The sequence below is a fragment of the Streptomyces sp. NPDC055955 genome, from assembly GCF_042270245.1.
Classification (GTDB): Bacteria; Actinomycetota; Actinomycetes; order Streptomycetales; family Streptomycetaceae; genus Streptomyces.
Genome location: NZ_JBHJYS010000002.1, coordinates 505,095 through 522,828 on the forward strand (window position 1 = coordinate 505,095; position 17,734 = coordinate 522,828).

19 protein-coding genes are annotated in these 17,734 nt (G+C 71.2%); 2 read left to right on the top strand and 17 right to left on the bottom strand.

Going from position 1 to position 17,734, the window contains the following annotated elements; translation table 11 throughout:
* Positions 1 to 55: 55 nt before the first annotated feature.
* From ACFC96_RS05520 to ACFC96_RS05555, 8 genes are all read right to left on the bottom strand, one after another.
* A complete protein-coding gene (locus tag ACFC96_RS05520; protein ID WP_340457598.1) occupies positions 56 to 1,108 on the bottom strand; it encodes an MASE1 domain-containing protein in 1,053 nt (350 codons plus the stop codon).
* A 102-nt stretch (positions 1,109 to 1,210) separates the two neighbouring features.
* Positions 1,211 to 2,545, bottom strand: a complete 1,335-nt coding sequence (locus ACFC96_RS05525; protein WP_340457599.1) for a GAF domain-containing SpoIIE family protein phosphatase — start codon at positions 2,543 to 2,545, stop codon at positions 1,211 to 1,213.
* Positions 2,546 to 2,987: 442 nt separating this feature from the next.
* Positions 2,988 to 3,389, bottom strand: a complete 402-nt coding sequence (locus tag ACFC96_RS05530) for a hypothetical protein (protein WP_376610363.1) — start codon at positions 3,387 to 3,389, stop codon at positions 2,988 to 2,990.
* A 76-nt stretch (positions 3,390 to 3,465) separates the two neighbouring features.
* Complete coding sequence (locus ACFC96_RS05535; protein ID WP_340457601.1) at positions 3,466 to 3,780, bottom strand: hypothetical protein; 315 nt, start codon at positions 3,778 to 3,780, stop codon at positions 3,466 to 3,468.
* A gap of 352 nt (positions 3,781 to 4,132) precedes the next feature.
* Positions 4,133 to 4,879, bottom strand: coding sequence for a type 1 glutamine amidotransferase (locus ACFC96_RS05540; protein WP_376610365.1), 747 nt, complete (start codon positions 4,877 to 4,879; stop codon positions 4,133 to 4,135).
* Positions 4,880 to 4,991: 112 nt separating this feature from the next.
* Positions 4,992 to 5,387, bottom strand: coding sequence for a hypothetical protein (locus ACFC96_RS05545; RefSeq protein WP_376610366.1), 396 nt, complete (start codon positions 5,385 to 5,387; stop codon positions 4,992 to 4,994).
* Positions 5,388 to 5,654: 267 nt separating this feature from the next.
* Entirely contained in the window at positions 5,655 to 6,305 is a 651-nt protein-coding gene (locus ACFC96_RS05550) for a DUF2252 family protein (protein WP_376610368.1), read from the bottom strand.
* Positions 6,306 to 6,383: 78 nt separating this feature from the next.
* A complete protein-coding gene (locus tag ACFC96_RS05555; RefSeq protein ID WP_340457604.1) occupies positions 6,384 to 6,710 on the bottom strand; it encodes a carboxymuconolactone decarboxylase family protein in 327 nt (108 codons plus the stop codon).
* A 406-nt stretch (positions 6,711 to 7,116) separates the two neighbouring features.
* On the opposite strand from ACFC96_RS05555, the gene ACFC96_RS05560 reads away from it, so the two are divergent.
* The gene (locus ACFC96_RS05560; RefSeq protein WP_376610370.1) at positions 7,117 to 7,482 is read left to right on the top strand and encodes an amphi-Trp domain-containing protein; all 366 of its coding nucleotides are present in this window, start codon (positions 7,117 to 7,119) and stop codon (positions 7,480 to 7,482) included.
* A 145-nt stretch (positions 7,483 to 7,627) separates the two neighbouring features.
* Here ACFC96_RS05560 and ACFC96_RS05565 read toward each other — a convergent pair whose 3' ends face one another.
* On the bottom strand, positions 7,628 to 7,882 hold the full coding sequence (locus ACFC96_RS05565) for a LapA family protein (RefSeq protein ID WP_340457606.1): 255 nt from the start codon (positions 7,880 to 7,882) through the stop codon (positions 7,628 to 7,630).
* 283 nt (positions 7,883 to 8,165) lie between these two features.
* On the opposite strand from ACFC96_RS05565, the gene ACFC96_RS05570 reads away from it, so the two are divergent.
* Positions 8,166 to 9,296: an RNA polymerase sigma factor gene (locus tag ACFC96_RS05570; RefSeq protein ID WP_376610372.1), complete on the top strand. Its 1,131-nt coding sequence runs from the start codon at positions 8,166 to 8,168 to the stop codon at positions 9,294 to 9,296.
* Between the two features lie 45 nt (positions 9,297 to 9,341).
* Here the strand turns inward: ACFC96_RS05570 and ACFC96_RS05575 are convergent, their stop codons facing one another.
* The 8 genes from ACFC96_RS05575 to ACFC96_RS05610 form a co-directional block, all read right to left on the bottom strand.
* The gene (locus ACFC96_RS05575) at positions 9,342 to 10,463 is read right to left on the bottom strand and encodes a lytic murein transglycosylase (RefSeq protein ID WP_376610374.1); all 1,122 of its coding nucleotides are present in this window, start codon (positions 10,461 to 10,463) and stop codon (positions 9,342 to 9,344) included.
* 56 nt (positions 10,464 to 10,519) lie between these two features.
* A complete protein-coding gene (locus ACFC96_RS05580) occupies positions 10,520 to 11,914 on the bottom strand; it encodes an ABC transporter substrate-binding protein (RefSeq protein WP_376610376.1) in 1,395 nt (464 codons plus the stop codon).
* Positions 11,915 to 11,977: 63 nt separating this feature from the next.
* The gene (locus ACFC96_RS05585) at positions 11,978 to 12,673 is read right to left on the bottom strand and encodes an ABC transporter ATP-binding protein (protein WP_376227476.1); all 696 of its coding nucleotides are present in this window, start codon (positions 12,671 to 12,673) and stop codon (positions 11,978 to 11,980) included.
* Positions 12,673 to 13,581, bottom strand: a complete 909-nt coding sequence (locus tag ACFC96_RS05590) for an ABC transporter ATP-binding protein (RefSeq protein WP_340457612.1) — start codon at positions 13,579 to 13,581, stop codon at positions 12,673 to 12,675. Before ACFC96_RS05590 ends, ACFC96_RS05585 begins: the two co-directional genes overlap by 1 nt.
* Positions 13,578 to 15,539: a hypothetical protein gene (locus tag ACFC96_RS05595; RefSeq protein ID WP_376610378.1), complete on the bottom strand. Its 1,962-nt coding sequence runs from the start codon at positions 15,537 to 15,539 to the stop codon at positions 13,578 to 13,580. Before ACFC96_RS05595 ends, ACFC96_RS05590 begins: the two co-directional genes overlap by 4 nt.
* Positions 15,536 to 15,991 (bottom strand): hypothetical protein, encoded by a 456-nt coding sequence (locus ACFC96_RS05600; RefSeq protein WP_376610379.1) that lies wholly within the window; start codon positions 15,989 to 15,991, stop codon positions 15,536 to 15,538. The genes ACFC96_RS05595 and ACFC96_RS05600 overlap by 4 nt, the downstream gene beginning before the upstream one ends.
* Positions 15,988 to 16,416 (bottom strand): hypothetical protein, encoded by a 429-nt coding sequence (locus ACFC96_RS05605; RefSeq protein ID WP_340457616.1) that lies wholly within the window; start codon positions 16,414 to 16,416, stop codon positions 15,988 to 15,990. The genes ACFC96_RS05600 and ACFC96_RS05605 overlap by 4 nt, the downstream gene beginning before the upstream one ends.
* Positions 16,404 to 17,657, bottom strand: coding sequence for a hypothetical protein (locus tag ACFC96_RS05610; RefSeq protein WP_340457617.1), 1,254 nt, complete (start codon positions 17,655 to 17,657; stop codon positions 16,404 to 16,406). The genes ACFC96_RS05605 and ACFC96_RS05610 overlap by 13 nt, the downstream gene beginning before the upstream one ends.
* Positions 17,658 to 17,734: the final 77 nt, after the last annotated feature.

Sequence of the window (17,734 nt, forward strand, 5' to 3'; positions counted from 1 at the left end):
GGAGGCGAGGGGTGGGCTCTTGTCACATGAGGACAGTGGCCAGGTGATGTGCCTGCTATCCCGGCGGATCACGCCGGACCTCTGATTCGTCCGCCGGGCCCTCCCCGCTCGCTCTCTCCACCGATGTGGTCGCTTCGCCGAAACGGAAGGGGAGTGTCGGCTGATAGCCATCCTCGGAGACCTTGTCCACCATCTCGGCGAGATACCCGCAGGCTCGCGAGATCTCCTGCTCGGACTGGTTGCGTTCACTCACGGCCGCCGCGACCAGCAGGGCGGTCAGCGCGGAGGAAGCGTTGAAAGCCTGCAGGGTGATCATGTTGATGAGCAGATCGTGACCGGCGAACGGGCCGGCCCCCCGGGCGGCGGCGACGATCGCGAAGGTGGACACCGCCAGGGCACACGGTGCGGCCCCGGCCAGCTGGAAGCGGAATGCCGCCCAGATCAGCAGCGGGAATCCCAGGAACATGAGGGGTGCGCTGCCGGAAGCGAGGACTCCGACGCAGGCGGTGGCGACGACGAGCAGGAAGCCCTCCACCCAGCGGGACAGCCGGACGTCCTTCGGCCAGTGGGCCGAGCGGAGCACCAGCAGGACCGGCGTCACCACCAGGACGCCCATCGCGTCACCGGTCCACCAGACCGACCACGTCGGCCAGAACCCGTCGGCGTGCACCACTCCGGCGAGGGCCAGGGTCCCGCTGCCGATCGTCGCGCTGATCAGCATCCCGGTCGCACCGAGAAAGATCAGCGCGAGCACGTCCCGCAGACGGGACAGTTCGATGCGGAACCCCGCTCGACGGAGCAGTGCGTAGGAGCAGAGGGGCGCGAGGGTGTTCCCGACCACGATGGCGACCACGGCCGGAGGCGACGGCCCGAGGGCGGCGTTGACAAGCAGGGCACCGAGCGCGATTCCGGGCCAGACCCGCACGCCGCGCAGGAGCAGGCTGGCGACGGCGATTCCGGTCGGCGGCCACAGCGGGGTGACCTGGCCGCGCACCAGTTGCTGGAGCAGTCCCAGCTTGGCCGAGCCGTAGTAGACCGCGGCCACGACACAGATCTCCAGAGCGGCCTCAGCGCCTCGCCGGAGCCGTTCCTGCCGGGCGACAGTCATGGGGGCGGCCTCCGCTTCGACATCCTCCGTGATCCATCATCCGCCGCTTCCCCGGGATCCTCCACGGCACCGTCGAGCCGGGCGTCGGGCGCGGACTCGAGGTCAGGCGGGCGGGGTGCGCAGGGCGAGGACGGCCATGTCGTCGTGTCCGTCGCTGGGGTGGTGATCGGCCAGCGCCTGAACGAATTCCGGCAGGGGCAGGGCGACGTACTGGGTGGCGAGGCCGGCGAGCGCGTCGAGGCTCTCCTCGATGGAGTGGGCGGGGTGCTCGACCAGCCCGTCCGTGAAGAAGACGACCGTGGAGTCAGGGGGCAGGTACCGGGAGTGATCGGGGCGGGGTTGTTCGATGTCGACCCCGAGAGGCACACCCGGTTCGGCGAACAGGGATTCCGCCCTGCGCCCAGGGACGATCAGCAAGGGCGGGACGTGGCCCGCGGTGCTCCAGTGGAGGCGCCACCCCGGTCCGGCCGGTTCGATCCGCGCGAGCGTGGTGGTCGTGATGGGACTGGTGGTCATGGCCTGCAGGGTGCGGTCGAGCTGCGTGAGGACGGCACCGGGTGCATCGCTCTGTTCGAACAACAGGGCGCGCAGCATGTTGCGAGTGGAGGCCATGGAGGCCGCGGCCCGCAGATCGTGCCCGACCACGTCACCGATGACGACCGCCACGACATTGCCGGGCAGCGGGATCGCGTCGTACCAGTCACCGCCGAGCTGACTGGGCTCGGCTGCGGGACGGTAGATAGCGGCCGCGGTGAAAGGGCGCAGGTCGGGAAGTGTCGGCAGGAGAAGCCGCTGGAACTGCTCGGCTCCGACGCGTACGTGCTCGAAGAGGCGGACGTTCTCGATCGCGATCCCGGCGGCGCCGGCCAGGGCGACGACGACGTTCTCGTCGTGAGCGTCGAAAGGCTGTCCGTCGCTCCGCTCGGAGAGGTAGAGATCACCGTAGATCTCGCCGCGCACGCTGATCGCGACACCGAGCAGGGTCCGCATACGCGGGTGACCGGGCGGGAACCCGGTGGACGACGGATGAGACAGGATGCCCTCCAGGCGCAGCGGCTCGGGGTGGCGGATCAGGTGCCCGAGGACCCCCTTACCGCGAGGGAAGCCTGTCTCGGCCAGATCGGCGCGTTCCTGTGCGGACAGGCCGATGGCGATGAACTGCTCCAGATGGTCTCCGGACTCGTCGAGTACGCCCATTGCCCCGTAGCGGGCGCCCACCAGCTCCATGGCGGTGGTGACGATACGGTCCAGTACCGCGGGCAGCTCCACCTCCCGGCTGATGGACACCACCGCTTCCAGCAGTCCCTGAATACGGTCCATGGCTTCCAGTAGGGACCGCAACTGCTCGTCGATCCGGCCGAGCTCGGCACGCAGACGCGCGTGCAGGTCGGGCGTCTGCGGCCGCTTCCTGTGGGCGTGTCCCTCGATTCCCACCATCACGAGCGCCCGGGGACGGCGCGGCTGGTCTGGGTCGCCCTCGGTCTGCAGCAGTCACGCCGCACCGCTGCCTGGGCCGCCCACAAGATCGAGGAGTGCATCCGGGCCTCCCGGCAGGACCCTCGACGGTCAATACCGTCGTGTTGCATGACAGAAAGGGCAATAGAGTCATTATTTCAAATGTGTGAGCACGGCGTCGCGGTACGCCGTCGTACAGGTCCACGACTGCACGACTGACGGCTTGGAGCAGAGCAGCACCGAACGGGTCCCCACCGCTGTCGACGATCTGCCGAGAACGTGAGCGCAGAGGGACGAGCAGGGACGCCATCGACGGGGCCCGTCCTGGATCCGATGCCTCACCGGTGCGGGCATGAGGAGCCGGCCCCTCAGCCCGGCCTGATCACCCCACCGGCGAACACAAGGGCCTGGCCGCAGAGCGCGGCTACCGGTACGAGGACGTGCCGGTGCCCTTGAAGTACTTGCCGTCGTCGAGCTTGCCGAGTTCGAACTCGAACGTCCCCTTCGGCTGGTCGGCGAAGACGGCGCGCCGGCCGGCGCGGCAGGTGAGGGTCCGGCTGCCGATGTCGTAGTTGAAGCCGTCGGTGCGCCGCAGCAGCACCGTCATCTTCTGACTGGGGTGGTCGCACTTCTTGACGGTGAAGTGGATGGCACCCCGGGCTCCGGTCGTGAATTCCGGCGTGAGCCATAGATGCTGGAAGCTGAAGCGGACCGTCTGGCCGGCCGCGTGGGCCTGTGTCGTCTGGGTGACGGCGAGAGCGACGGCACAGAGTGCGGTGGCGGTGATGCGTGTGACGTGCCGCCGCACAGGACGAGAACGGGGCATGTCGCCCTCTCTGTGTAGGTGATCGGGATCAGGACATCTCAGTTCCGCGCCCCGGAGAGCGTCATGCCACCGCCGGCTACTGGACGCCGACAGAGCGGATCACCTCCGCCACATCTCGGTGGCTCTGCAGCGAAATCTCGGCAGCGAGAGCCGCCACCTGCCCGGCCATCGCCATCAGCAGGCTCGGCAGGATGCACTCCTCGTCGGAGCCGGCAGCGGCAATCCGTGCGTGGGACGCGCCCAGTTCGGTGCTGAACCTCTCCTCGATCTCTGCCCCCTCCTGCTCGGGCGACCGGGCCTGCGGGAGGGTGACGGACTCCATGGCGAGATCGGCCATCACGCAGGCCAGGCGGCGAGCCTCCTGATCCAGGGCGTTCACGTCGATGTACATGCGGGGCTCCTTCTCAGCGGGGGGTGAGTCCTGCATACCGGAGCACGTGGGCTCACTCGTGTGCGACTCGCCAACTCGCTTACACGGCCACGCAGATGCCTCGGGTGCGCGAAGCCGTGCCGGCCCCGCGCCCGGGCGGACGTCACGGCGGCTGACGACCTTGCCGGGTCCGGGGCCGGACGGCGGCTCCCAGGGGTGGGCCGGGGCCCATCCATACCCGCCGCGGAAGAAGGCCGGCGCGCACGAGTAGGAATCGCGCGGCCCGTCAAGTCGGGGTGGCGCCGCTCACGTTGGAGGTCGGTTTCGCGCGACGCGCAGCCGTTCCCCGCACATGCCGCCAACTGACGTGGGATCAGCCGGCGTCCGATGCGGTGGGCACCGCGCCGGTGGCGGCCGGTGGCCGGGCCACGCAGTCGAGGAAGGCGTCCACCAGAGCGTGGGCCCGGCGGCGCGCTTCCTCGCGCAGTTCGCGCGTATGGTCCATCAGCTCGTCAGGATCGAGTCCCAGCCCGCGCGCCTGGTCGGACAGGCCCAGGTCGAGCCAGATCCGCAGGGTCGCCTCGGTGATTTCCGGGTGGAACTGGACGCCGAGCGAGCGGCCGGTGCGGAACGCCTGCGGACCGGCCACGCTGCGCGCCAGCTCCTCGGCGCCGGGCGGCACCACGAACCGGTCGTAGTGGGTCTGGAACCAAGGGCCGGCGGGAATCAGTTCAGGAGCGTCGCTCTCCACGCTCATCCACCCGATCTCCGGGTACGGCGCACGCTCCACGGCCCCGCCCAGCGCGGTGGCGAGCGCCTGGGCTCCGAAGCAGATGCCGAGAACGGGTACGTCCAGGTCGTGCGCCTCGCGGAGGAGGGCCAGTTCGCCGCCGACCCAGCTGCCGATCGTGGCGTGGTCGTCGACGGACCAGGGCGAGCCGAGCGGGACCACGAGGTCGTAGCCGTGAGGGGAAGGGAAGTCGAAGTGCACGCCGGGCGCGTGATAGCGATCCAGCGGAACGACGGTAATCGTGTCGAGTTCGAAGCCTCGTTCGGCGAGGCGCTCGCCGATCAGGCCGGGCAGTGACGCGTGGTCGTGTCCGATGATGAGGGCGCGCAACGTGGGGTCTCCACTTCTTCGGGCCCGCCGTCCGCGGGCCGTTCGTCCAGGGAACGCTCGCAGCGGCCCGCGCTCCGTGGCGACGCCGGGCGCGGACCGCCGGGAGGGGTACTCAGCGGTGGCCGCTGCCCAGCGGCACCTCGTCCAGGTGGTCACCCACGACCACTCGAACGCGGACCTGCTGGGCGCGCCGGCGCCAGGAGTCGGCCGACACGATCTTCTTGTCGGCGGGCACGAGGTGACTGAGGACCAGCGTCTTGACTCCGCAGCGCTCGGCCAGCGGCCCGGCCACCTTCATCGTGGCCGTCGCCTGCTTCCCGGATCCCGCCCGGTGGCTCGCGCAGCCCGCGAGGACCGCCCCGATGCCGCCGACTGCGGCGGCGGCCGAAGCGCCGAGGAAGCGGCGGCGGGAGGCCCCGGACAGGTCGCCGTGCCCGGACGAGCAGCAGGGTGCGGCACCGGGCGGCAGGACGGCTTCTGGAGTTGGGCGCTGCGGGTGTGTTGCCATTCAGCGACTCCCGGGGTGAGGGCCGGTCGCACCGTGCGGGACCGAAGTCGGCGTGTGGGTATGACGGGGTGACGGTGCGCGGAACAGGGGTGATTAGGGGCGATATGAAGTTTGTTTGATCCCGAACGATATCGGGATGACGGCAGCGTACGTCCGGGACGTCCCGGCTACAAGAGCCCGGATCACCTCGCCCGTCGACGGAGAGCGGAAGGGGTGCCGTGGCGACTCCGGTGGAGGTCTTCTCCGCCGCGAACGAATCGGCGCCGGTCAGCGCAGCGGATGCGGAGCCGTCGGCTCAGGGGCGCGCCGTCCGCCCGTCATCCCGTGGACCGTGGTCATCTCTTCCGCGCGGCGAGGGGCCACGCCGTCAGAGGTGCGCCTCTCCCGGGTCAGGCCGTCGGCAGCCCCTCCGTGGAGAGCCGGCCCGCGCGCACCGCGTCGACCAGTTGGCTTGGTGGTCGCGCTCGTTCTGGTCGGCGTAGGCCTCGGCGAACGTGGCCTACGCCGAGGCGCGGTCGAAGGCGTCACCGCCCGGCGATCACGACGGTCACCGGAGCGCGCGTGTGCACGGGCCAGGGTGACCCCGGACAGTTCACCGACGGCGGTCCTACCCTTCGGGCTCCATGTCTCCGGCATGGCGATGCCCTTCCCGTCGCGCAACTGTCGGACGTCGAAATCGCGTTGCCCGCCGTCCATGCCGTTCGCCCGTTCCCGTCCGAGGAAGATGTCGCTCGTGGCCGGCATCAGCCGCTGGCCGAGACCACCCGCTCGCCCTGGTTGCGGTGGCGGCCTTCCCAGAGATGCCCGGCGAGTACGGGGGATGTGGGGTGACGCGCGCATCGCCGTGGTCGCGCTCCGGGACATACAGGCTCTCCTGCCCGGCCCTGCAGCCGTGGGAACGTCCGACACAAGGCGCATCGGACGGAGAGACGAACTCGTCGCCCTCCGCCCGATGCCGGTTCGCGCGGACGATCGGTCCCGGGTGAGCGTCTGCTCTCAGCCCAGGGTGCCGGTCTCGGCGTCCGCGACGGCGATGGCGATGCCGAGCGCCGTGGCGATGTTGCCCGCTGCCGTCATGACACGGGCGGTGCCCACGATGGGCGCGATGGCGACCAGGACGTCCTGCACCTGGTCTGCGGTGAGGCCGCTCTTGAGCGCGGGGTCGATGTGGGCCGCATAAGAGATGGGAGGGGCGTCCGAGGCGGCGAGCGCCGCGATACGCGAGAGAAGGAGCATGTCCGGCGCCAGCCCGCAACGGTCGATCGAGTCGGCCGTCATGGCGGCGAGGGTGTCCATGACAGGTGTGTCGGATGCAGTGGACATACCGCATGACCTCCTGGTGAGTTCCGAGCCCGAGGGAGACACGAGCCCGTGGGAGATATGAGGCGGAACGAACCGAGTCCGGAGCGTCAGGCTCACCTCAACGATAAAACCCTTCCAGGACCCGCGCACAGGTCTTGTGGCCCGCCGTCACGCCTGGTCGATGTGCCCGATCCGACCTGTACAGATGGACCATGAGCTGCCCGTCGGGCACTGCCGGGTCGCCCACCGAACGACCCCCGAAGTGCGAAGCGATCGCGGTGGGTCGAGATTGGAGGGAGCCCGATGAGCGGAGCGTGAGCGCGCGGCTGTGCGGGGTCCGCGACATGAGGGAGCCGGCGAGGGTGATCACCGCTCTCGCCTCGCGAGGCAGCCCGGCCTGCGGGCTGTACCGGGATCGGAGACACCCATGAGAGATCTCAAATTCGAGCAGAAGCGCACGCTGTCACGCCTCGAGGCGGCTGATCAGCTCACCGCGTTCGCAGACGCGCTGAGGAAGGGTGGGGATGCCGAACTGGAACTCGGTGCCGGAACGCTGAGTCTGCGGCTCCCCGACGACTTGCGCACCGAGGTCGAGGTCGAGGTCGGTGACGGCGAGATCGAGCTGGAGATCGAGCTCAAGTGGCCGACGACATCGGCCCGCAAAGCGTCGTCGCGGACGGCCTCGACCACACGGGAGACCGCAACCGCAGGACAAAGGAGCACGCCCACCAGACCGAGGCGCAGCACGACCGGCGCCAAGCGGTCTGCCAAGAGGGCTGCGAAGACGTCCTGAGCCGAACCGCTCCCCCGCGCTTCTTTCGCTACAGAGCCCCGGCTTCCCCTTCACCACCGAGGTGGGCCGGGGCCGCTCTGCTGCCGATACACAGTGCTGGCCGCTCCCGGCGGCCGTTCCTTCGAGCGGGTCCGCGGGATCTACGTCAGCGACGGGCGCGACGGCGCGCGATGTACAGGCCGAGCAGCATGCCCACGATGAGGGTGACGGTGAGGACACTCCAGAGGGGGAGCGTCACGTTCGGGATCCACAACCTGATCGTGACGGATCCCGTATTGGCCGCGATGAACCAGATGGCCAGCGCGGCGAGGACAACGAAAGCAATGGTGCGCAACCGCATGGCGCGCCCTTTGACCGTCACGGTTGACGGGCCATGCCCCTGCGTGGAGCTCTGGGTCATGACCTCATTTTCTTATGGTTGGGCTGATCGGTCGACTTGTGGCCGACGCCGCGTCCTCGCAGGCCGCGAGCCGGCCTCGAGTACGGCGGCCGCCCGGGGTCGCCCGCGTCGGCGACCACCTCCACGTCGCCCGCCAGGCAGACCGCCACCGAACGTGGCCCGGCAGAGCCGTCGCTCTCCGGAACGGCTTCGCGTGCGGTCTCCCGATCGCATCGGTTGGGCGCTATGGTCTGCGCCCCAGGTGGGAGTCGCCGGGTCGCGAGGGTGAAGTGCGAGGGATCCGATGGCCACGGAGCCGTGGAGTACGAGGCGAGGGGCCCCACACGACGGTCACGAGTCGTGGCCGCGCATCTGGAGCCACCGTGAGCAGCTCCTGGAGGTGGCGCGGCGCGGATCCGTGAGCGCGGAGGACGCCGAGGACGCGGTGCACGAGGCGATGCTGCGTGCTCTGGAGCGGCCGGGGCTGGACGACGAGCGGCTCGGCGACTGGCTCAGGACCGTCACCGTGCGGCTCTGCGCCGACCGGCAGCAGCAGGTCCGCCGGGAGGTGGAGGCGGGCCGTCGTGCCCTGGCCGCGACGGCGGGTGCGGCCCCGCTCGATGAGGTGGTCTGTGACCGGGAGGAGGCGAGGTGGCTGGCGCGCAGGAGCGTGAGGCTGCCGGCCCGGCAGGCCGAGGCCCTGCGGCTGAGGGCCGAGGATCTCGACGTGGGTCAGGTGGCCCGGCGGATGGGGCTGAGCCGTCGCACGGTGGAGTCGCTCCTCGCCCGGGCCCGGCGCACCCTGCGTCACGTGCTGGCGGGCACGCTGGCCGTCTGGTCGTGGGTGTATCCGGTACGGCGACTGAGCGCGGCCGGTCAAGCGGCGGTTGCCTCCACCACGGCGGCCGTGGCCGTTCTCGGTCTCGCCGTGCCGGTGCCGTCGCGGCTGCCCGCGCCGCCGCGTCCCGCTCCGTCCGCCGTTCGGCAGGCGCACCCGGTACCGACCTCGTCCGTGCCCGAGCCCCACAGGGTCGACGAGGTCGTCACGGCGGTGCCTGCTGCGACCGGTTCCGCCGCCGATTCCGGTCGCGGCGCGCGCCCGGGCAGTGGCAGCAGTGTTCGTCCTGCGGCGGGACTCACGGGCCTGGGTTCCGGGCTGTCGGTGGAGTCGGTGATGCCCCGAGTGGGTGTCTCGTCCGGGCCTCGTCTTCCCTCGCTTCCCTCACCGTCCTCGTATCCCTCGTATCCCTCGTATCGCTCGCATCCGTCGTGCCCTCCGCAGCCCTCGCTTTCTGAGCAGCCGTCCGCGGCGGAACTCCGCCTCCCTTCCGTTCCCATGGCGTCCGAGGTGCCGACGACGCTGCCCTCCGCCCCGACTTCCGATGCAGGAGCCTTCGATGCGGTGCCCCACGATGGAGTGCCGTCGTCGGGTTGAGCGAGGAGCAGGTCGGGCGGGTCGGTGTCGTGTGAGTCCCGTGTCCTATGACGGCTTGGGTGAGGGGAACAGGGGGGATGGGCTGTATCCGGGTGACGGCAGCCGCAGGGAGGGCAGCGGGGTCGGTTTCGGATCGTCGGACGGGGGACGCCCGGTCGGGATGCCGGGCAGCGTCGGTTTCGACTCGTGTCCTTCCTTCCCGTCGTCACCCGGAGGGCTGCTCTGCCCCGAGGGCGGGGTGGTGGGTTGCTGCGCATCGTGGTCGTGGCTGCGTTGTGCCGGCTGGTGCGACGGTTCGCTCCTGCCGGGGTGTCCCGCGGTCGCGACGGCCTGGTGCGCGTAGACCCGCATCCAGCTGAGGACCAACTCCAGGTAGGAATCGGAGTGGTTGTAGGCGAGCACGGCCTTGCGGATGCCGGCGTCCTGCGACAGGTCGCCGCCCGCCGTGCACAGGTAGCGCCCGGCGGCCAGCCAGGCGTCGTCGATCTGGTGCGGGTCGCGTACGCCGTCGCCGTTGCCGTCGCTGCCCCAGCGCCGCCAGGTGGACGGGATGAACTGGGCGGGGCCGACTGCGCGGTCCCAGACGCGGTCGCCGTCCCATACGCCGTCGTCGGTGTCATGGATGGCTGCCACGCCTGCGCTGCCGTCAAGTCGCGGGCCGAGTATCGGACTTCGTGTACGGCCCTGCGCGTCCAGGGCGCCGCCGCGGGCGTGTCCGGACTCCACCCGGCCGATCGCGGCGAGCAGCGGCACCGCGATCCCGCACTTCGGTGCTTCGGATGCCAGCTCCTTTGCGGCGCTCCGGTATGCCGCGAGGACCCGGCCCGGGATCCCGTACGCCGTCGGCAGGACCGGCAGCGCCTCGCCGGCGCCGCCCTGGCCGTCGCCTTTTCCCTTGTCCTCGAACGGGACGGGGCGTGTCCCCGGGATCAGCGCCGGCGCGTCGGGATACAGGGGCGGACTGCCGCCGCCGGCCTGGGACGGTGCGGCGGACGGGCTCTGGGCCGCCACCGGTGACATGTCGGCCAGCTGCCAGAGGGTGACGGTGGCCATGCCGCCGGTCGCGGCGACGGCGACCGCTCCGCTGAGGATCTGGTGCCAGAGCAGCGTTCTGCGCTTCCCGCCGCGGCCGCGGGCGCGGCCTGTGTCCCGGCCGTCATGTCGCATACGCCGACTCGTGCGGTGGTCCGTCGGGCGATCCGTGGCGCGGTCCCTGGGGCGGCTCACCAGCAGAACGCCTTTCCTCCGGACATCGCCGTCCATGTGCCGCCCGAACCCCGCATGCCGAAGGCGCACTTGGTGTCGGTGGTCCCCTTGCCCGCGACGTAGGTCAGCGGGACGGTCAGGCCGTCGAAGCGCTGCCCGCGGAAGGTGGTGAGCTCCTTGATCAGACCGGCCCTGCTGATCTCCCCCGCGCCGCGCGCCGCCTTCTCGAACACCTTCGCAGAGGCCCAGCCCTGCGCGGCCGCCGGACCGGGTGCCTTGCCGCCGCCGTACTTCTTCCAGGCGGCGTTGAACTGGCCGAACCCGGCCGCTGTCGAGCCGGTGAAGGGGAACGCGGGTGTCACGGCCAGTACGTTCTTGAGGCCGGGCTTGGAGGCGGTGGCGCCGTCGACCGTGGCGCCCGGCTGCAGGAACTGCGGGGTGAAGTTCTGCCGGCTGCAGGACGAGGCGACCCTGTTCACGGTGTTGGGGTCGCCGGTGACGAGCATCAGGTCGACGCCCGCGTTGCGTGCCTGGATGCACTCGGCCGTGAAGTCCGGCTGGGTCACCGAGATCTTCGCGTTGTACACGGGATCGAGGCCGTAGCGCTCGGCCGCCTTGCCGCTGCCGAAGAACCGGTCCTGCACATGGGTGCACGCGTCGGAGTCGGTACAGAAGAGAGCGCCGAGCTTCTTGCCCTTGCCGTATTTCGCGCCGACCTGGGCGAGGCCGTCGAGCGCGGAGTTGGTGCCGGGGCACTCGCTGAACAGCATCGGGCTCGCGGTCCACGCGGTGGTCGAGCAGTCGCCTCCCACGACGGGGACCTTCATCTTCTCGACGTAGCTCTTCCAGGCGTTCATGGTCTGCGTGGTGGTGAACGAGGCCACGATCGCGACGACCTTGCGCTGCTCGACCAGCTCCTGCATCTGGCTGCGCCCTTTGGAGGCGTCGGCGCCGTCGTCCATGACGATCACCTGGACCCTGCGGCCGTTGATCCCGCCCTGGGAGTTGACGGTCGCCGCCCAGGCCTGCAGGGCGCGCGGGCCCTGCGCGAACGCGACGCCGCCGGGCCCCGAGGTCGTACCGACGCTGCCGATGACGATGGGCCCGCCGCCGCTCTTGGCCGTCTTGCCTCCGCTGCCCGAGGCGGAGCCGCCACCTCCGCTGCCGCCGCCGCTGGTGCCCGCGCCGCTGCCGGTCGCCGCGTCGTCCGACGCGCCGTCGCCCGAGGTGGCATCGGACGTTCCGTCGGCGCCGACGGAGGTGTCCGCGCCGGCGGCCCCGGTGGCGACCTGGCCCCCGCCGCCGACGGAACGTACGACGGTGTCGTGGTCGACCCGGCTGCCGCAGGCGGCGAGCGCCAGGCTCAGCGCCGCCACAGCCGCCGCGGTGGCGCGCGTACGGGTTGGGATCATGGTCTCCTCCACGGAGCGGGTACGAAGTCGTGCGGTGCTGGGGCGGGTGGCGGGGCCAGGCGCTCAGGTGTGGGCGCCGAGGTACTGGGCGACCAGCCGGTCGCTGTCCAACTCGCCTGGTTCTCCCGCGAATTCGATGCGTCCGCGGTTCATCAGGTAGACGTAGTCAGCCAGTTCGAGGGCGCGGGCGACGTACTGCTCGACGAGGAGCAGGGCGCGGCCGTCGTCGGCGAGCCTGCCGAGAAACTCGAAGATCTCGTCGACGACCACGGGGGCCAGGCCCATCGACACCTCGTCGAGCAGCACGTAGTCGGCGTCGGTGACATAGGCGTGGGCGAGCGCCAGCATCTGCTGCTGTCCTCCGCTCAGCGATCCGGCGAGCTGGCCGAGCTTGTGGCCCAGGACGGGGAAGGCGGAGACGGCGCGCTCGACGGCCTCGTCGAGGTCGCCGCCCGCCGCCTGGATGAGGATGTTCTCCTTCACGGTCAGGGTCGGGAACACCCCGCGCCCTTCGGGGACATGGCAGACACCGTTGCGGGCCAGGGTGTGGGGGCGTTTGCCCGTGAGGTCCGCTCCGTCCACGCTCAGGCGTCCGGAGGTCGGTGGAAGGAGGCCGGAGGCGACCCTCAACAGGGTTGTCTTTCCGGCGCCGTTGGTGCCGAGCAGCGCCACCACGGACTGCGGGGGGAGCCACAGACTGACGTCGCGCAGGACGCGAGTGCCGCCGTATCCGGCGCTGATGTGGTCGAGTTCCAGCACTACGCGGCCTCCGATCCCAGGTAGGCGGCGCGCACGGCGGGGCTGGCGCGCACCTCGGCCGGGGTGCCCTCGAAGATCATCTGGCCGAAGTCGAGCACGTACAGGTAGTCGCAGACCGACATGACGAGGCCCATGTCGTGCTCGACGAGCAGGACGCCGCAGCCGCGTTCGGCCACGACCTGGGTGACGATGGCGCCGAACTTCTCGGTCTCGGCGGTGTCGAGACCGGACGACGGTTCGTCGAGCAGCAGCATCGAGAAGTCGCCGGCCAGGACCCGGCCGAGGTCCACCAGGCGGCGCTGCCCGGTGGAGAGGGAGCCCGCGATCTCGTGGCGCAGGGCGCGCAGGCCGCACAGTTCGAGGACCTCCTCGGTGGCGGCGCGCACGGCCTTGGTCTCGGCGGGGGTGGACAGGAGCTGTTTGAGCGGGTGGCTGCGGGCCAGTCCCGCTTCGCGCCCGAGGGCGATGTTCTGCTCGACCGTGAGGGAGTCGAACAGGTCCATCCGCTGGAAGGTCCGTCCGAGGCCGAGCTGGGCGCGGGCGGCGGGCGGGCGGCGGGTGATGTCCTTCCCGAAGAGGCGGATCTCCCCTCGGGAGGGGCGCAGCAGCCCTGAGCAGGCGTTGAAGGTGGTGGTCTTGCCCGCGCCGTTGGGGCCGATCAGTCCGGTGACGCGGCCGAGCGGTGCGTCGAAGGCGGCCGAGTCCACGGCGGTGTTGCCGCCGAAGCGGATGGTCAGGTCCTTGATCTGCAGGCCCGTCGGCTGTGCGTCGGCCGCGCTCTCGGCCGCGGTGGCCTGCGTGGTGGCTGTGCTGTCGATCGTGGTGGCCATGCCCTCCGTGTCGGTGGCCTGCGTGGTGGCCGCGTTCTCGGTCTTCGTCGGCTTCATGAAGGCATGACCTTCGTTCATCGCGTGGCCTCCTTCGTCAGTCCCGCGCCGACCCGGATTCTGGTGGTCCCGGTCTGGGCGCGGCGCGCCTTCCTGGCGGCGACCAGGCGCTGGGCTGCGGGGCCCGGTGCGTCGAGGCGCTCCTCGGACCGCGAACCCGCCGGCTCCTCGGGCGGCCGCCCGGTGCCGCGGCGCCGGGCGGCACTCGCCTCGTACAGCGCGACCAGGAGCGCACCGATGCCGAAGAGCACGGGCAGCGCCTGGGCGAAGGTGTCGTCGGTGAGGTACGCCGGGACCACCGCGACCAGTACCGCCGCCAGCGGCGGGCCCGCCGAGCGCAGGCCGGAACACAGGACCAGGACGGTCAGCCAGGTCAGTGAGGTGTACGAGAGGAAGGGCGCGCCTGTCGCCGACCGGCCCTGGGCCGCGTACAGCGCTCCCGCGACTCCGGCGACGAACGCGGAGATGGCGAAGACGGTGACACGGGTGACGTTCACGCCGAGGCCGAGGGTGGACAGCGTCGTCGGTGAGTCGGCCATGGCGCGAAGGAGCCGCCCGAGCCGGCTGCGGCCGACGAGTGCGACGAGGAGGGATCCGGTGACGGCGAAGGCGAGCAGGACGTAGTAGAAGGCTTCGTCGCTCTCGAAGAGGCCGGGGCGTGGCGCGGGCAGTGTGTTGGTCGCGCCGAACATCCAGGACGTGCCGTAGACCGCCCGCTCGAGGAGCAGCCCCAGCCCGAAGGTGGCCAGGGCGAGATACAGGCCGGAGAGCCGGATCGCGGGGATGGCCACCAGCATGCCGACCGGCACGGAGACCGCCCCGGCGAGCAGCACGGCGAGCAGCCACGGCAGTCCGGCGCCGGCCGCCAGGTGCGAGAACGTCGATGCGCCCACGGCGACCAGGGCGGCGTGCGCGAGCGAGACCTGCCCCGAGGTGCGGACCAGGAGCTGCAGCGAGGCGAAGATCAGCACGAAGACCAACGCGGAGGAGTACACGGGGAGTTTGGACGCGGCCACGATCGGTATGCCCGCCGCGAGCACGACCGCGGCGACTGCCAGGATCCGCGTGGTGGCACGGCTGACCAGCGGCCGGGACGCCGGCGCGGGACGGTGGCCGCCGATCTCGGCGAGTCTGCCGCGGCCGACCAGGAGAAGCGCCACGAACGGCATCGCGGGCGGCAGTCCCGAGAACGTCTCGGAGTGGGACACCCACTTGGTGGCGAGGGCGGCGAGGACGCCGATGAGCAGTCCGCCGGCGTAGGTCAACGGGAGGCTGGAGAAGAGTCCGACGGCCGCGGCCCCGTACGCCTGCACCACCAGAAGGGTCAGCAGGAGGACGTCCAGGCCGAGTTGGGGGGCGAGCAGCACCCCGGAGGCGGCGGCGAACCAGCAGCCGATCAGCCAGGCGCGGCTGCGCACGGCGAACGCGCTGGTGCCGGAGAGTTCCAGAAGGTCCGGGTCGTCGACGACGGCCCGCATCCGCACGCCCATCGAGGAGAGCCGGAAGAAGGCGAAGAACCCCAGTGCGCAGACCGCGGCCACGATGGCCGAGGTCAGCTGGTCGATGCCGACGTTGACTCCGATCACGGTGACGGTGTCGGTGGGCAGGAAGCCGGGGAAGTCGAGGGCGGCGCCGCCGTAGGCCGCGAGCAGGGCGCTCATGATGATCAGCTGCAGCCCGATGGTGGCCACCATCTTCGTGGCCGCGGTGCCCGCTGCCAGCGAGCGGGTGACGCGTTCCATGAGCAGCGCGATGAGCGGCGGTAGGACGATGACGGCGACGGCGAGCGCGAGGGGCCAGGGCAGTCCGCGCAGGGTGCGCAGGTCGTAGTAGACGAACGCGGACACGGCGGCGATGGCACCGTGCGCGAAGTTGAAGATGCCCGACGTCTTGTAGGTGAGTACCAGGCCCATGGCGGCGAGGCCGTAGACGGATCCGGTGGTGATGCCGACGACGAGGAACGGCAGCAGGTCGTTCACGCCGCACACACCCCGCAGGGGTCGACGCCGACGCCGACGGGTGTCACGTCCTTGCCCGTCACCAGCGGGCAGTCGGGGTGGTGCGCGCGGTCCATGCCCTCGGCCCGCACCAGCGGCAGGGCGAGGGTGGTGTCCGCCGGCCCGCCGCGGTGGGGGCGCGTGGCGGGGAGCACGTCCTCGTCGTCGTCCATGGGAGCGAGGGCGACCAGCGAGACGCGGCGTTCGCCGAGGGCGCGGCGGGCCCTCAGCAGCCACAGGCACAGGCCGCCGGCGCAGACCGCGAACCCGGCGACTGCGAGGTTCAGCCAGGCCGCCTGCCGCGCCGTCGACACCGTGCCCCCCGCGCCGAACCAGGCGGTCACGATCAGGGCGAGTCCGGCCAGGGTGGTGCCGCAGACGGTCACCACGTCCCGGTCGCGCCAGGGCACCGTGCGCCCGTCCACGCCGCTCATCGAACCTCCTCCTCGCCGGGGAGAGTCGGAGCGGACCGCTCGGGCTCGGCCGGGGAGGCCGCCGAGCCCGGGGAGAGCGATGCGGTCCGCTCGCGTGCGGGGGATGCCACGACGGCACCGTTGTCCTGCCGGTCACCGGCGAGGGCGGCCCCGTCGACGCCGCCTGCGGCGCGCAGTGCCTGCTCGATGCGGTCGAGTTTGCGCCACTCGTCGCGCAGGTCCGCCGAGAGCCACAACGCGGTCGAGATGCCGAGCAGGAACAGGCTGCCGAGCCCGGCACTGACGACGTACGGCAACTGCTCGGCGGGATAAGGCGTACCGCTCACTCCGCGCCAGCCGACGACGAGGATCGCGGCACCCGCCAGTGCGGTGACCGCAGCGGTCAGCCGGTCCCACTGACTGCGTATCCGGGTCACGATGTCCATCGAGTCTTCACTCCCAACAGGCGCAGCAGGGTGCCGGCGGCGAACGTGGCCACGGCGCCGAACGCGAGCACGATGTAGAGGCCGGTGACGCCCATGTCGGTCGGATTGGTGGCCAGTTGGACCGGCCTGGTGCCCTTGGGTGCTGACGAGCCGCCGTCGGACGGCGTCTTGGGGGCGGCCGGAGTGTCGTCGGCCGGTGCCTGGGAGTCCGCGGCGTCCCCGCCGCCGCCCGCGTCGGACGGCACCTGCGGCACCGGGGCGGGAGGCATGCTTGCGCTGCCGGGCGGCGCCTCGATGCGTCCGGCGTCGGCGGAGGCGCGGCCGAACACGTACGTCACCGTGTAGACCGCCCCGGACTGGGTGTCCTGCTGCCGTGCCTGTACTTCCAGACCGGCCGACACGACGCCCTGCCCGGTGCGCTTCTCCTCCAGGTAGTGGATCTTGATTCCCGCGGCCGCGAGGGCCTTGACCGGATCGGCGACGTCGGGCAGCGGTGCGGTCTGCCCGACGACCTTGAGCCCGTCCGGGGTGATCTCCACACCCTGGCCGGCGATCTCGGTGCGGCCGATGCTGAGTTCGGAGTCCCGTACGACCTTGCCGTCCCGGTCGACCGTGGCGGTCGCGGAGCTGAGCACCCGGCCGATCTCGAGGACGCCGTTGACGGCCCACGGCTTGGTGTCCGAGGTGGCCGTGGCCTTGCCGGTGAGGGCGTCCGGGTCCACCGATGTGTGGGCCGTGGCCGTGGTGGACGCCGCCGCCGCGTCCTGCCCGAGGACCGTGCTGGCCTCGGCCTTCGTGGACGTCTTGGTGCTGTGCGAGCGCATGACGAGCGGGTCCTTGCCGCTGGTGGCGCTCTCGTCGGAGGGGTACGAGGAGGCCGCGTAGGCCGGATAGTCGGGGAACTTCTGCCCGGTCTGGCTGCCGATCAGCGCGGGTGCGGAGATGACCGTCTCGCCGGGGTAGGGGCTGCCGGCCCATCCGGACGACTCGCCGACCGCGTAGTTCACGCAGGCCCGAGCCACCGGAACGCCCACTCCGGTGGGCGCCTGCAGCAGCGTGTCGTTGCTCGCGCTCACGGTCACCTGCACGCCCTGCGCCGTCGCGGCCACCGGGCAGTCGTCGCCCTCGGAGTCCGCCGGATCGGCCGCATGGGCCGTCGCCGGCAGGCACACCAGGAGCGCGACCGTGCCCGCTCCGCAGAGCGCGCGGGCCCGCAGAGGGAGACAGGGGGATCCTCGCACGGACATCGGCTCCCTTCGACTGAATTTGACGGACCGTCACATCTGACTCGCCGCACTCTCTGCGCAGCCACCGAGAC

What these genes read in the sequence shown, in the direction of transcription:
- ACFC96_RS05600 (WP_376610379.1), bottom strand. Translation starts at nt 15,991, where the DNA reads ATGAGCGGCGTGGACGGGCGCACGGTGCCCTGGCGCGACCGGGACGTG.
- ACFC96_RS05580 (WP_376610376.1), bottom strand. Translation starts at nt 11,914, where the DNA reads ATGATCCCAACCCGTACGCGCGCCACCGCGGCGGCTGTGGCGGCGCTG.
- ACFC96_RS05525 (WP_340457599.1), bottom strand. Translation starts at nt 2,545, where the DNA reads ATGGTGGGAATCGAGGGACACGCCCACAGGAAGCGGCCGCAGACGCCC.
- ACFC96_RS05590 (WP_340457612.1), bottom strand. Translation starts at nt 13,581, where the DNA reads ATGAACGAAGGTCATGCCTTCATGAAGCCGACGAAGACCGAGAACGCG.
- ACFC96_RS05565 (WP_340457606.1), bottom strand. Translation starts at nt 7,882, where the DNA reads ATGACCCAGAGCTCCACGCAGGGGCATGGCCCGTCAACCGTGACGGTC.
- ACFC96_RS05535 (WP_340457601.1), bottom strand. Translation starts at nt 3,780, where the DNA reads ATGTACATCGACGTGAACGCCCTGGATCAGGAGGCTCGCCGCCTGGCC.
- ACFC96_RS05605 (WP_340457616.1), bottom strand. Translation starts at nt 16,416, where the DNA reads ATGGACATCGTGACCCGGATACGCAGTCAGTGGGACCGGCTGACCGCT.
- ACFC96_RS05575 (WP_376610374.1), bottom strand. Translation starts at nt 10,463, where the DNA reads ATGCGACATGACGGCCGGGACACAGGCCGCGCCCGCGGCCGCGGCGGG.
- ACFC96_RS05555 (WP_340457604.1), bottom strand. Translation starts at nt 6,710, where the DNA reads ATGTCCACTGCATCCGACACACCTGTCATGGACACCCTCGCCGCCATG.
- ACFC96_RS05570 (WP_376610372.1), top strand. Translation starts at nt 8,166, where the DNA reads ATGGCCACGGAGCCGTGGAGTACGAGGCGAGGGGCCCCACACGACGGT.
- ACFC96_RS05530 (WP_376610363.1), bottom strand. Translation starts at nt 3,389, where the DNA reads ATGCCCCGTTCTCGTCCTGTGCGGCGGCACGTCACACGCATCACCGCC.
- ACFC96_RS05560 (WP_376610370.1), top strand. Translation starts at nt 7,117, where the DNA reads ATGAGAGATCTCAAATTCGAGCAGAAGCGCACGCTGTCACGCCTCGAG.
- ACFC96_RS05550 (WP_376610368.1), bottom strand. Translation starts at nt 6,305, where the DNA reads ATGCGCCTTGTGTCGGACGTTCCCACGGCTGCAGGGCCGGGCAGGAGA.
- ACFC96_RS05520 (WP_340457598.1), bottom strand. Translation starts at nt 1,108, where the DNA reads ATGACTGTCGCCCGGCAGGAACGGCTCCGGCGAGGCGCTGAGGCCGCT.
- ACFC96_RS05545 (WP_376610366.1), bottom strand. Translation starts at nt 5,387, where the DNA reads ATGGCAACACACCCGCAGCGCCCAACTCCAGAAGCCGTCCTGCCGCCC.